Below are 12,840 nucleotides of genomic sequence, written 5' to 3'. Positions count from 1 at the left end.
TCTATACGTAGCGGAACACGCCAATGGCGTAGACTACGGAGAGAGCGAGAGCCCACCACAGGTTGGGTCCGACAAGACCCAGCCAAGCGAGATGGATAAAGGCGCTGCCGAGCAGCGAAACAAAGAGGCGGTCGCCGCGCGTCGTCTCGAAGCGCAGCACGCCGATACGCGGATTGCCGCCAGGCGAGACAAACTCCCAGAACGCCATGCCGCACAGCAGAATAAGGATCGTGATGAAAAACAGTGCCGTCGGCAGCGTCCATGCCATCCAGGTGAGGTTCATGGTCATACCCTCCCCAGGGCAAAGCCCTTGGCGATATAGTTGCGGACGAACCAGATCACGAGTGCGCCTGGCAGGATGGTGAGCACGCCAGCGGCGGCGAGCACCCCCCAGTCGAGCCCGGATGCCGAGACCGTGCGCGTCATGATCGCCGCGATCGGCTTGGCGGCGGTCGTGGTCAAAGTGCGGGCAATCAGCAGTTCGACCCATGAGAACATAAAGCAGAAGAAGCAGGCCACGCCGACGCCACTGGCGATCAGGGGCATGAATATCTTCAGGAAGAAGCGCGGGAATGAATAGCCGTCAATATAGGCCGTCTCGTCAATCTCCTTCGGCACGCCGGACATGAAACCTTCGAGAATCCAGACCGCCAGCGGCACGTTGAACAGACAGTGCGCCAGCGCCACCGCGATGTGCGTGTCGATCAGGCCGAAGGCCGAATAGAGCTGGAAGAACGGTAGCGCGAACACCGCCGGCGGCGCCATGCGGTTGGTCAGCAGCCAGAAGAACAGATGCTTGTCGCCGAGGAAGCGGTAGCGCGAGAATGCGTAGGCCGCAGGCAGCGCCACCGAAACCGAGATCACCATATTCATCACGACATAGATGATCGAATTGATGTAGCCCTTGTACCAGGACGGGTCGGTGAAGATCACCATGTAGTTGGCGATGGTCGGGTTCCTCGGCCACAGCGAAAAGGCGCCCAGGATCTCCTGATTGGTCTTGAAGCTCATATTGACCAGCCAGTAAATCGGCAGCATCAGAACGATGATGTAGATCGTCGGCACCAGCCACCAGAACCTGGATTCTTCGCCGCGCCGGCGCATCAGCCGCGCAATCTGGTCCTGCGACAGCGTGCTGGCGAGCCCGTCCGAAACCGCCGCCTCGTTCACCCGGTTCTGCCTCGTCGTTCTTTCGTTGGCGCCGCTCATCTCAGCGCTCCGCATCGACATTGGTCATGACGGTGTAGAACACCCACGACAGCAACAGGATGATGAGGAAGTAGATGATCGACATGGCGGCCGCCGGCCCGAGGTCGAACTGGCCGATGGCGATCTTGACCAGATCTATCGACAGGAATGTCGTCGAATTGCCGGGGCCGCCGCCGGTGACGACGAAGGGCTCGGTGTAGATCATGAAGCTATCCATGAAGCGCAGCAGCACGGCGATCAAAAGCACGCGGTTCATCTTCGGCAACTGGATGTAGCGGAAGATCGCCCAGCGCGAGGCGCCATCGATCTTGGCGGCTTGATAATAAGCATCCGGTATGGAGACGAGGCCGGCGTAGCAGAGCAGAACGACGAGGCTCGTCCAGTGCCATACGTCCATCAGGATGACCGTCACCCAGGCGTCGGTCGGGTCGTTGACGTAATTGTAGTCGAAGCCGAGCGCCGACAACGTGTAGCCGAGCAGGCCGATGTCGATGCGGCCGAATACCTGCCAAATCGTGCCGACGACGTTCCACGGGATCAAGAGCGGCAGCGCCATCAGCACCAGGCAGACCGGCACGCCCCAGCCCTTCTTGGGCATGTTGAGTGCGATGAAGATGCCGAGTGGCACTTCGATGGCGAGGATGATGAAGGAGAAGATCAGGTTGCGGACCATCGAGAGCCAGAAACGTTCCGACTCCAGGATTTCGGTGAACCAGTCCGAGCCGTTCCAAAAGAAAACGTTGTTTCCGAACGTGTCCTGAACCGAATAGTTGACCACCGTCATCAGCGGGATCACCGCCGAGAACGCCACCAGCAGGAGCACCGGCAGCACCATGAACCAGGCCTTGTTGTTCCAGGTCTTTTCCATTCTATGCCCCCATCTCGACGCGCCAGGAATCGGCATAGATGTTGATGCCTGCCGGGTCGAAGCGCACCTTCGGCTCGGCCGGCACGCTCTCGTCTTCACCGATGACGGCCGCGATCTCGCGGCCTTCGAGGCTGGCGCGCACCACCTTGTGGCGGCCGAGATCCTCGACCTTGCTGATTTTCACCGCCATGCCGTCGCGGCCTAGCCTGACATATTCGGGGCGGATGCCGAGTTCGATGGCGCCGGTGTTCCCAGCAGCAGTCTTGGGCGCGCCGGGCAGGTCGATGCGCTGGCTGCCGATGGTCGCGGTCTTGCCCTCGATCACCACCGGCATGACGTTCATGCCGGGCGAGCCGATGAAATAGCCGACAAAGGTGTGGCGCGGCCGCTCGAACAGTTCGGCCGGCGTGCCGATCTGGACGATGCCGCCGTCGTACATGACGACGACCTGGTCGGCGAAGGTCAGCGCCTCGGTCTGGTCGTGGGTGACATAGACCATGGTGTAGCCGAAGCGGCGGTGCAGCTGCTTCAACTGCGAGCGCAGCACCCACTTCATATGCGGGTCGATGACGGTCAGCGGCTCGTCGAACAGGATGGCGTTGACGTCGGAGCGCACCAGGCCGCGGCCGAGCGAAATCTTCTGCTTCTGGTCGGCGGTCAGGCCCCTCGCCTTCTTCTTCGCCCATGACGCCAGATCGATCATCTCCAGCGTCTCGCGCACCTTTCGGTCGACATCGGCCTCCGGCACGCCGCGGTTGCGCAGCGGGAAGGCCAGATTGTCGTAGACGGTCATGGTGTCGTAGATGACCGGGAACTGGAACACCTGCGCAATGTTGCGCTCCTGCGTCGACAAATTGGTGACGTCCTTGCCGTTGAACAGCAACTCGCCGTGCGAAGGGTGCAAAAGCCCCGAAATGATGTTGAGCAGCGTGGTCTTGCCGCAGCCGGACGGCCCGAGCAGCGCATAGGCACCGCCATCCTCGAAAGTGTGGTGCACTTCCCTCAGAGCGAAATCGGCATCCTTCTGCGGGTTGGGCAGGTAGGAGTGCCGGACATGGTTGACGTCGATGCGCGCCATCGCTTCCCCCTCAAGCCGCCAGCTTCGATGCGGCGACGGCGCTGCCGTTGCTGTCGAAGACCATGATGTGGCGCGGATCGATGAACACCTCGATCTCTGCGTCGGGCTCGAAATCGCGGATGCCATGGGTCAGCATGACCCAGCGCGCGTCGGCGAAATCGAGATGGATGAAGCTTTCCGAACCGGTGATCTCGGTGATCGTCACCTTGGCGCGGACCGGCACGGCGGCGGCGTTGGGCCGCTCGAGCGAGAGATGATGCGGCTGGAAGCCGATCGTATAATTGGCGTCGGCAATGCCGGAAAGCTCGGCCGGCACCGGCAGCTTGACGCCGCCCTCGAGCAGGAAATCCGGGCCCTTCTTGGCCAGCACGATGGTGTTGAGCGGCGGATCGGCAAAGGTCCTTGCCGTCACCAGGTCGATCGGCTTGCGGAAGACGTCGATGGTCGGGCCGAACTGGGTGATGCGCCCTTCCGAAAGCGTTGCCGTGTTGCCGCCGAGCAGCAGCGCCTCGTGCGGCTCGGTCGTGGCGTAGACGAAAATGGTGCCGGCGGCGGCGAAGATCTTCGGCAGCTCGGCGCGCAACTCCTCGCGCAGCTTGTAATCGAGATTGGCGAGCGGCTCGTCGAGCAGCACCAGGCTGGCATTCTTGACGATGGCCCGGGCGAGCGCGGTGCGCTGCTGCTGGCCGCCCGACAAGCTGAGCGGTGTGCGGTCGAGATAGGGCGTCAGCTTCAGGAGCGCTGCCGCGTTGCGGACTTCCTTGTCGATCTTGGCCTGATCGGTGCCGGCGACACGCAGAGGCGAGGCGATGTTTTCATACACCGTCATCGCGGGGTAATTGATGAACTGCTGGTAGACCATGGCGATCTTGCGCTGCTGCACCGGCATGCCGGTAACATTCTGGCCGTCGAACCAGACCGAACCGGAGGTCGGTACGTCGAGCCCGGCCATCAGCCGCATCAGGCTGGTCTTGCCGGACAGCGTCGGCCCGAGCAGGACGTTGAGCGAGCCATGCTGAAGTGTCAGCGAGACGTCGCGGATGTGCTCAGCCGCACCGACCGTCTTCGTCACGTTTCTCAGTTCCAGCATGATGCCTCCTCCCAGGCTTTGTGCATCAATCGCCTTCCCTATTCCGCTGCAACGACATGGCGCTGGCTGATGCCGCGCATGAATTCGTCGAGGGCCGAGACCTGGTCGCGGCTGAAATGCAGGCCGCGCTTGGTGCGACGCCACAATACATCTTCGGCGGTCAGCGCCCATTCGTTTTCGCAGAGGTAGCGCACCTCGGCCTCATAAAGATCGGCGCCGAAATTGCGGCCGAGATCGGCATTCGACTTGGCAAGGCCGAGCAGCACTTGCGCGCGCGTGCCGTAAAGCCTGGTCAGCCGGCGCGCCAGGCGCTGGTCGAGGAAGGGATAGGCGCTCTTGAGCTTCGCCACCTGCGCGTCGAAACCGGTGGCCGGGAAATCGCCGCCCGGCAAGGACGCGTTCGCCGTCCATGGCTTCCCGCGTTTGCCGAGAAATCCCTCGATCTTTTCCAGCATCGATTCCGACAGCCGGCGATAGGTGGTGATCTTGCCGCCAAAGGCGTTGACGATCGGCGCCTTGCCCTCGCCGCCATCGGCCTTCAGCACGTAGTCGCGGGTCGCTTCCTGCGCCTTCGAGGCGCCGTCGTCGTAGAGCGGACGCACCGCCGAATAGGTCCAGACAATGTCGGCGCGCGTCACGGGCTGGGCAAAATATTCGCTCGCCGCCGCGCAGAGATAGTCGATCTCGGTGTCGCTGATCTTCACGTCATGCGGATCGCCGGGATAATCGCGATCGGTGGTGCCGATCAGCGTGAACTCTTCCTCATAGGGAATGGCGAAGATGATGCGCCCGTCCTTGTTCTGGAAGAAGTACGCGCGCGGATCGTCGAACTTCTTCTTGATGACGATATGGCTGCCCTGCACCAGGCGGACATTGTGCACGTCGTTCTGGCCGACAGTTGCCGACAGGACGTGGTCGACCCACGGACCGGCGGCATTGACCAGCAGCCGGGCCTTGACCTCTTCGGCCTTTCCGGTCGCGACGTCTTCCAGCCGGATTGCCCAGATATCGCCTTCGCGCCGCGCCGCAACGACTTTCGTGCGGGTGCGGATGGTGGCGCCGCGGTCGGCGGCATCACGCGCGTTCAACGCCACCAGGCGGGCATCGTTGACCCAGCCATCCGAATATTCGAAGGCCTTGTGAAACAGCGGCTTCAGCGGCTTGCCGGCCGGGTCCTTGGCCATGTCGAGTGTGCGGGTCGCCGGCAGCAATTTGCGGCCGCCAATATGATCATAGAGGAAAAGGCCGAGCCGGATCAGCCAGGCCGGACGCAGGCCCTTGGCATAGGGCAGCACGAACCGCATCGGCCAGATGATGTGCGGTGCGTTCTTCCACAGAATCTCGCGCTCCATCAGCGCCTCGCGCACCAAGCGGAACTCATAGAATTCGAGGTAGCGCAAGCCGCCATGGATCAGCTTGGTCGAACCGGAGGAGGTCCCGCTGGCGAGATCGTTCATCTCGGCGAGAAACACCGAGAAGCCGCGGCCAACCGCATCGCGGGCAATGCCGCAGCCGTTGATACCGCCGCCAATGACAAAGATGTCATGGATCGGAGATGCGTCCAAGAATTCCTCCACCGATTTCGCATTGCAGCATTTTTGGTGTTTTGCGAAACCGTGGCGGAATTATTTCGAAATGATAACGAATGTCAAACGAAATATCACGGCCACGTGAGAAGCCTGTGATGGGGGCCCCGAAAGCCGCTAGCCGAGCGACGTTTCGATCAATTGAACCTCCGCTTCCTCGCAGATCTTGCGCACCGAAGGGATGTCGCAACGGTCGGTGATGAAGGTGTTGACCTGCGACAGATGGCCGATGCGAACCGGTGCGGTGCGTTCGAACTTGGTCTGGTCGGACACCAGGATGACATGCCTGGCATTGGCGATGATGGCTTGCGCCACTTTCACTTCGCGAAAGTCGAAATCGAGCAACGCGCCGTCATGGTCGATCGCCGAGGCGCCGATGACCGCATAATCGACCTTGAACTGCCTGATGAAATCGACCGCCGCCTCGCCGACCACACCGCCATCGGAGCCGCGCACGACGCCGCCGGCGATCACCACCTCTATCGAAGGATAGATGCGCATCCTGTTGGCAACATTGATGTTATTGGTGATGACCATGAGCCCGGTGTGATCGAGCAGCGCCTTGCTGACCGACTCGGTCGTGGTGCCGATATTGATGAACAACGAGGCGTTGTCGGGGATGAGCCTGGCCGCCGCGCGGCCGATCGCCTCCTTCTCGTCGGCGGCGATCTTGCGGCGCGCCTCGTACTCCATGTTCTCGATGCCGGACGGGAACAACGCCCCGCCATGGATGCGCGACAGCAGCCGCTGGTCGCAGAGATCGTTGAGGTCCTTGCGGATGGTCTGCGGCGTCACGTTGAAATGCGTGGCCAGATCGTCGACCAGCACGCGACCATGGTCTTTGGCCATCTGGATGATTTCGGCATGACGCGGCGATAAATACACTGAGAACCTCCCGTTTTCGTTTTTCTTGTTTGTAGCTCAAAACGAAAGCAATGAAAAGGGAGAAGCCGGCTAATGAAATATCGATGATTGCAAAGGCGAACCAGGCATATACAGCTCAGACCCGCTCCGCCACCTTGCGGGCGACGGAAGCGACTTTGCCCGGCGAGCGGATCATCAGGAATTTGCCGGACCAGCTTCCCAGGATGCGCCAGGTGCCCACGATCTCGGTGGCATCGCCGTTCAGAATGCCGCTGTAGTCGATCGGATCCACGTTCGATCCTGCATTGTCATATGTTTTGATGAAGGAGACGGCGTTGCCGTCGCGCTGCCCCTGCAGGGTTGCATATCTCACTGTGCCGGTCGCCGGGCCGGCCGGTTCGTGGGTCGCCCCCGTCAAGCTGGTAGCGGTCTCGATCAGCGTCGCGACAAACGAGACCGGCGCCAGCTCGCGCGGATAGAAATAGCGCCCGTTCCAGACGCCCGTCAGATTCTGGCTCGTCTCTTCGCCCTGCCCGGCCATGCCCTTGCTCGCAATTCCTTGCTGGCTACTCTGGGGCGGGAAACCGCCCGGACAATCCCTGTCAATCACTCAGGGATCTTGCACAGTCGCAAATGACGGTGAAGGCGGTATCGACGTCTTCTGCAGTCGTCTCGAACTGTCCGACCTGGAAACGAATGGCGACGCGTCCATCGACCCGCGTCTGCGTCAGATAAAGGCGGCCGTCGTCGTTGATGGCATTGACCAGGCGCAGATTGTGGTCATCGGCATCGCCGGTGGCCTTGTGACGGAATGAAAACAGCGACAGCATCGGCTCGGTGACGATCTCGAAATCCGGCTCGCCCTTGAGCCGCGCGGCAAGCCCTTCGCTCCAGGCGACATGGTTGCGGATCATGCTGCGCAGCGCCTCCAGGCCGTGCGCGCGCAGCAGGAACCACAATTTCAGCGCCCGAAAACGCCTGCCGAGCGGCACCGACCATTCGGAATAATTGATGATGCCGTCGCGGCCGTGCGTCTTCAGGAACTCGGGCTTGATCGCCAAAGTGCGGACCAGATCCTCGGGCTGGCGGATGAACTGCATCGAGCAGTCAAATTGCGCGCCAAGCCACTTATGCGGGTTGAAGACGATGGAATCGGCGAGCTCTGCGCCGGCCCAGAAATGGCGGAATTCCGGGCAGATCATTGCCGATCCGGCCCAGGCGGCATCGACATGCAGATAGAGCCCGTGGCGCCTGGCCACTGCGGCGACGGCGGCGACATCGTCGGTGCCGCCGGTGCTGGTGCCGCCTACGCTGGCGATGATGCCGGCGGGCAGCATGCCGGCCTCACGGTCGGCGGCGATCGCCGCCTCGAGTGCAACCGTATCCATGGCGCGAAAGCGCCCGGTGACCGGAATGCGGACCAGATTGTCCTCGCCGATGCCCGACACCCAGATCGCGCGGTCGATCGAGGTGTGGACCTGATCGGAGGAATAGATGCGCGGCCGCCTCTGCCCAGCCAAGCCCTGCTTGTTGCCCTGCCAATCGAGCGCGCGTTCGCGCATGGTCAGCACGGCGGCCAGCGTCGCCGACGAGGCCGAATCCTGGATGACGCCGGAAAATCCTTCGGGCAGGCCGAGCGCCTGGCGCAACCAGTCGACAATACGCGTTTCGAGTTCGGTCGCGGCCGGCGAGGTCTGCCACAGCATGCATTGCGCGGCCATCGCCGAGACCAGATATTCGGCCACCACCGAGACCGGTGCGGCATTGGCCGGGAAATAGGCGAAGAAACGCGGATGCTGCCAGTGCGTCATCCCCGGCACGATCTTCTCTTCGAAATCGGCGAAAATCCGTTCCATCGGCTCAGCAGCTTCCGGTGGCGACGCCTCGATGCTGCGAAAGATGTCGCCGGGTTCGACCAGTGGTCGCACCGGCCTTTCGCGCAGCGAGGAGCGGTATTCGACTCCCCAATCGGCGGCGCGCCTCGACCATTGCCGGAAATCATCACTGTTCATTCTGGTCTCCAGACCTGGGCCAAGCAGCGTCGATCGCCGCGGCAAGCGCCACTCAACAGCGCCAGCAAGGCAATCTAACCCGGGAAATCAGGCAGGCTGGCAAAGGCCGTTTTCAGCGCGTTCGACCAGCCGTCCGAGATGGTGCGATAATACTGGTCGTCCTGGCTTATCCGCTTCTTCAGCCCGACCTTGAAAGCATCCTTCTCGAGGAACAGCAGGTCGAGCGGCAGGCCGACGGACAGGTTCGACTTCAGCGTCGAATCGAAGGAGACCAGAAGCAACTTCACGGTTTCGGCCAGGCTCATCGTCCTTTCATAGGCGCGGATGATGATCGGCTTGCCGTATTTGGTCTCGCCGATCTGGAAGAACGGCGTGTCGTCGGTCAATTCGATGAAATTGCCCTCGGGGTAGATCATGAACAGGCGCGGCGCGCTGCCCTTGATCTGGCCGCCGAGGATGAAGGAGGCGTTGAAATAGGAATCCGCCTTTTCGCCGGCCGGTGACGACTGGGCGATGACTTCCTTGACGGTGTCGCCGACCAGCCGCACCGTCTGGTACATGGACGGGGTTTCGAGCAGCGTCGCATGGCGTTCGCCGATCGCCTTGTTGCGCTCGTCGAGCAGGCTGATGACAGCCTGCGTCGTGGCCAGATTACCGGCCGACATCAGCACGATGACGCGCTCGCCCGGCTCTTCCCAGACATGCATCTTCTTGAAGGTCGAGATCGAATCCATGCCGGCATTGGTGCGCGTGTCCGACATGAACACGAGCCCACGATCGATCTTGAGGCCGACGCAATAAGTCATGGAATCTCTTCAGGCAGCAATCTTGCCGAGAACTACTGCTCTACCGTGACGGTGACCGCAAGCTGTTCCTCCGCCTGTCCCAGTCGAATTCCCGACACCGGCGAGGCATCGCGATAATCGCGGCCGGTGGCCACCCTGACATAGCGCTCATCGGGAGAAATGCCATTGGCGGCGTCGAAGGCGACCCAGCCGAGACCCTGGACATGGACTTCGGCCCAGGCATGGCTTGCCGCCTGTTCGATGGCCGCGTCCATCATCAGATAGCCGCTGACATAACGGGCCGGAAAGCCCATGGCGCGGGCCGCGGCGACAAAGATATGGCTGTGGTCCTGGCAGACGCCGGTCTTCAGCGCCAACGCTTCTTCGGCAGGCGTCGTCACGCTGGTGGTGCCTGGCGTATAGGCGACGCGCTCGACGATTAGCGCCATCAAGCGATGCAGCCTCTCTATGTCGGTGCCTTTGCCCACCGCCGCGGCAAGCTCGCGGATGCCGTCGCCAGGGATGGTCAAAGCGGTCTCCTGGCTGAACAGCCAGAGCGGCGCAAAGCCGTGATGCGGACCCGAGACGCCTGCTGTGTCGCGCGTGACAACCTCGCCGGAGGCCTCGACAGTGATGAAGTCGCGCTCGCCCTCGACGCTCAACAGCCTGTTATCGTTGCCGAAATGGTCGCTGAAACGCACTTCCTCGCGCGCACCCTCGATCTTCAGCGCCCAGGAAAGCACGGTCTGCGTCGGGCCGCTGACCGGCAAAAGCCGCAGCCGCTGCAGCAGATAATGCACTGGCGCATCGTAGCGGTACTCGGTCCGGTGGGTGATCTTGAGCCGCATATCAGTTGAACCGGTAATCTTGTGCGATCTCGTCGCCGAGCTTGGTGTTGTCCTGGATGAACCTGGCCAGGAATTCGTGCAGGCCGGCGTCGAATATGTCCTTGATCGACCCTGCCCGCAGCATTGCTTGTGTCCTGTCGACAGTGGCGTGGCAGGCATGGCGTTCGCCATAATCGTCGCCGAGGAATTTCAGGTGCTCGGCCAGGAAACGATAGCAGAAGGTCAGCGAGCGCGGCATGCGGACATTGAGGATCAGATAGTCGGCGATGTTGGTCGGCTTGTAGTCGGCCTCGTAGACCCAGCGATAGGAGCGATGCGCCGACACCGAGCGCAGGATCGATTCCCACTGGTAATTGTCGAGGCTCGAGCCGACCCAGGAGATCGACGGCAGCAGCACATAATATTTCACGTCGAGGATGCGCGCCGTGTTGTCGGCGCGCTCGACATAGGTGCCGAGCTGCGAGAAATCGAAGATCTCGTTGCGCAGCATGGTGCCGTAGAACGAACCGCGGATCAGCGCCGTCTCGCGCTTGATGGCATCGAGCACGCTGGGCAGGTCGCGCTCGTCGATGGGTTTGGCCAGCATGCGCTTCAGCGCCATCCAGGCCTCGTTGATGCTCTCCCAGGTTTCGCGCGTCAGCGCGGTACGCACCATGCGGGCATTGTTGCGGGCGGTCTCGATCGCCGACATCGTGCTCGACGGGTTCGACGTGTCGCGCAGCAGGAAGTCGGCAACGTTGGCGGCGGTGTAGTCCTGGTATTTCTGTGTAAAGGTGACGTCGGAGCCGGCGCTGAGCAGCACCGAATTCCACTCTTCCGAGGCGCTCTGGGTACGGGTCAGCGCCATGCGCAGGCCTGCATCGACCAGGCGTGCCATGTTTTCCGCCCGCTCGATATAGCGGTTCATCCAGTAGAGCCCGTTGGCGGTGCGGCCTAAAAGCATCAAAAATCCTTCAGGTGAAAATCAGTCATCGAGCACCCAGGTGTCTTTGGTGCCACCGCCCTGCGAAGAATTCACCACCAGCGAACCCTCCTTCAGCGCCACCCGCGTCAATCCGCCGGGCACGATCTGGATGCGGTCGGAAACCAGCACGTAGGGGCGCAAGTCGACGTGCCGCGGCGACAGGCCTTTTTCGGTCAGGATCGGACAGGTCGACAGCGCCAGCGTCGGCTGGGCGATGTAGTTGGACGGTTTGGCCTGCAGCTTCTTGGCGAAGTCCTGGCATTCCTTCTTGGTCGCCGCCGGTCCGACCAGCATGCCGTAGCCGCCGGAACCGTGCACTTCCTTGATGACCAGCTCGTGGATGTGTTCGAGCACATACTTCAGGCTGTCGGGTTCCGAGCAGCGCCAGGTCGGGATGTTGCCGAGGATCGCCTTGCGGCCGGTGTAGAACTCGACGATCTCGGGCATGTAGGAATAGATCGCCTTGTCGTCGGCGATGCCGGTTCCCGGCGCGTTGGCGATGGTGATGTTGCCGGCGCGGTAGACATCCATGATGCCGGGTACACCGAGCGCCGAGTCCGGCCGGAAGGTCAGCGGATCGAGGAACGAATCGTCGACACGGCGGTACAGCACGTCGATCTGCTTGTAGCCTTCGGTCGTGCGCATGGCGACATGGCCGTCGACGACACGCAGATCCTGGCCTTCGACCAGTTGCACGCCCATCTGGTCGGCCAGGAAGGCGTGCTCGAAATAGGCGGAGTTGAAGCTGCCCGGCGTCAGCACGGCGATGGTCGGCGCGCCCTTGGTGCTTTGCGGCCGCACCGCTGCCAGCGACTGGCGCAGGAGCTGCGGGTAGTTCTCCACCGGCCGCACCTTGATCTGCTGGAACAGCTCGGGGAAGAGCTGCATCATCGTCTCGCGGTTCTCCAGCATGTAGGAGACGCCCGACGGCGTGCGCGCATTGTCCTCCAGCACGTAGAACTCGTTCTCAGAGATGCGGACAATATCGACGCCGATAATGTGGGTGTAGACGCCGGCCGGCGGCCGCACGCCGATCATTTCCGGCAGGAAGGCCTCGTTCCTGGCGATCAGCTCCCTCGGCACACGGCCGGCGCGCAGGATCTCCTGGCGATGGTAGATGTCATCGAGGAAAGCGTTCAGCGCCTGCACGCGCTGCTCGATGCCTTGCGTCAGCCTTCGCCACTCATTGCCCGAGATGATGCGCGGAACGATATCGAAGGGGATCAGCCGCTCGGAGGCTTCCTGCTCGCCATAGACGGCAAAGGTGATGCCGGTCTTGCGGAAGACGCGCTCGGCGTCCTGCATTTTTTCGGTAAGCCTGGCCGGATCCTGCTCCTTCAGCCAGCGGTCGTAAGCCGTATACGGTTTTCTCAATCCGGAAACTTCCGGAAGCATTTCATCGAACGCTGCCAATCGCATACTCCCCTGTGACGCCATTTCACTGGCGTCGCAGGAGAAAATCAAGCGCAATCGGTGATTTGGAGGACATCGGCGATCAGTATGTTACGACTGCCCAAAATTAGGGCAGTCGTAACA

At 61.9% G+C, this 12,840-nt stretch carries 13 protein-coding genes; all 13 read right to left on the bottom strand.

The features are described from left to right. Position 1: 1 nt before the first annotated feature. Positions 2 to 283, bottom strand: a complete 282-nt coding sequence (locus ACYHH6_RS21810) for a DUF2160 domain-containing protein (protein ID WP_352586894.1) — start codon at positions 281 to 283, stop codon at positions 2 to 4. A gap of 2 nt (positions 284 to 285) precedes the next feature. After that, positions 286 to 1,104 carry a carbohydrate ABC transporter permease gene (locus ACYHH6_RS21805; RefSeq protein ID WP_435053348.1) on the bottom strand — a complete coding sequence of 273 codons (819 nt, stop codon included), beginning with the start codon at positions 1,102 to 1,104 and terminating at the stop codon, positions 286 to 288. Between the two features lie 106 nt (positions 1,105 to 1,210). Next, complete coding sequence (locus ACYHH6_RS21800) at positions 1,211 to 2,077, bottom strand: carbohydrate ABC transporter permease (RefSeq protein ID WP_112561562.1); 867 nt, start codon at positions 2,075 to 2,077, stop codon at positions 1,211 to 1,213. Position 2,078: 1 nt separating this feature from the next. Then, entirely contained in the window at positions 2,079 to 3,155 is a 1,077-nt protein-coding gene (locus ACYHH6_RS21795) for an ABC transporter ATP-binding protein (RefSeq protein WP_352586891.1), read from the bottom strand. A gap of 10 nt (positions 3,156 to 3,165) precedes the next feature. Next, positions 3,166 to 4,245 (bottom strand): ABC transporter ATP-binding protein, encoded by a 1,080-nt coding sequence (locus ACYHH6_RS21790; protein WP_192253782.1) that lies wholly within the window; start codon positions 4,243 to 4,245, stop codon positions 3,166 to 3,168. A gap of 38 nt (positions 4,246 to 4,283) precedes the next feature. Beyond that, positions 4,284 to 5,810: a glycerol-3-phosphate dehydrogenase gene (glpD, locus tag ACYHH6_RS21785; RefSeq protein WP_352586889.1), complete on the bottom strand. Its 1,527-nt coding sequence runs from the start codon at positions 5,808 to 5,810 to the stop codon at positions 4,284 to 4,286. Positions 5,811 to 5,948: 138 nt separating this feature from the next. Beyond that, positions 5,949 to 6,716, bottom strand: a complete 768-nt coding sequence (locus tag ACYHH6_RS21780; RefSeq protein WP_352586887.1) for a DeoR/GlpR family DNA-binding transcription regulator — start codon at positions 6,714 to 6,716, stop codon at positions 5,949 to 5,951. A 115-nt stretch (positions 6,717 to 6,831) separates the two neighbouring features. Continuing rightward, on the bottom strand, positions 6,832 to 7,236 hold the full coding sequence (locus ACYHH6_RS21775) for a hypothetical protein (RefSeq protein WP_352586885.1): 405 nt from the start codon (positions 7,234 to 7,236) through the stop codon (positions 6,832 to 6,834). Between the two features lie 61 nt (positions 7,237 to 7,297). Next, complete coding sequence (locus ACYHH6_RS21770; protein ID WP_352586883.1) at positions 7,298 to 8,707, bottom strand: pyridoxal phosphate-dependent decarboxylase family protein; 1,410 nt, start codon at positions 8,705 to 8,707, stop codon at positions 7,298 to 7,300. A 74-nt stretch (positions 8,708 to 8,781) separates the two neighbouring features. Then, entirely contained in the window at positions 8,782 to 9,513 is a 732-nt protein-coding gene (locus ACYHH6_RS21765; protein ID WP_488500471.1) for a proteasome-type protease, read from the bottom strand. A 32-nt stretch (positions 9,514 to 9,545) separates the two neighbouring features. Beyond that, the gene (locus ACYHH6_RS21760) at positions 9,546 to 10,340 is read right to left on the bottom strand and encodes a transglutaminase family protein (protein ID WP_352586881.1); all 795 of its coding nucleotides are present in this window, start codon (positions 10,338 to 10,340) and stop codon (positions 9,546 to 9,548) included. Between the two features lies 1 nt (position 10,341). Further along, positions 10,342 to 11,283, bottom strand: coding sequence for an alpha-E domain-containing protein (locus tag ACYHH6_RS21755; protein ID WP_352586879.1), 942 nt, complete (start codon positions 11,281 to 11,283; stop codon positions 10,342 to 10,344). Between the two features lie 21 nt (positions 11,284 to 11,304). Continuing rightward, the gene (locus ACYHH6_RS21750; protein WP_162712104.1) at positions 11,305 to 12,717 is read right to left on the bottom strand and encodes a circularly permuted type 2 ATP-grasp protein; all 1,413 of its coding nucleotides are present in this window, start codon (positions 12,715 to 12,717) and stop codon (positions 11,305 to 11,307) included. Positions 12,718 to 12,840: the final 123 nt, after the last annotated feature.

Source organism: Mesorhizobium sp. P171375 (assembly GCF_057786075.1).
This window is presented reverse-complemented; position numbering and strand designations above follow the sequence as displayed.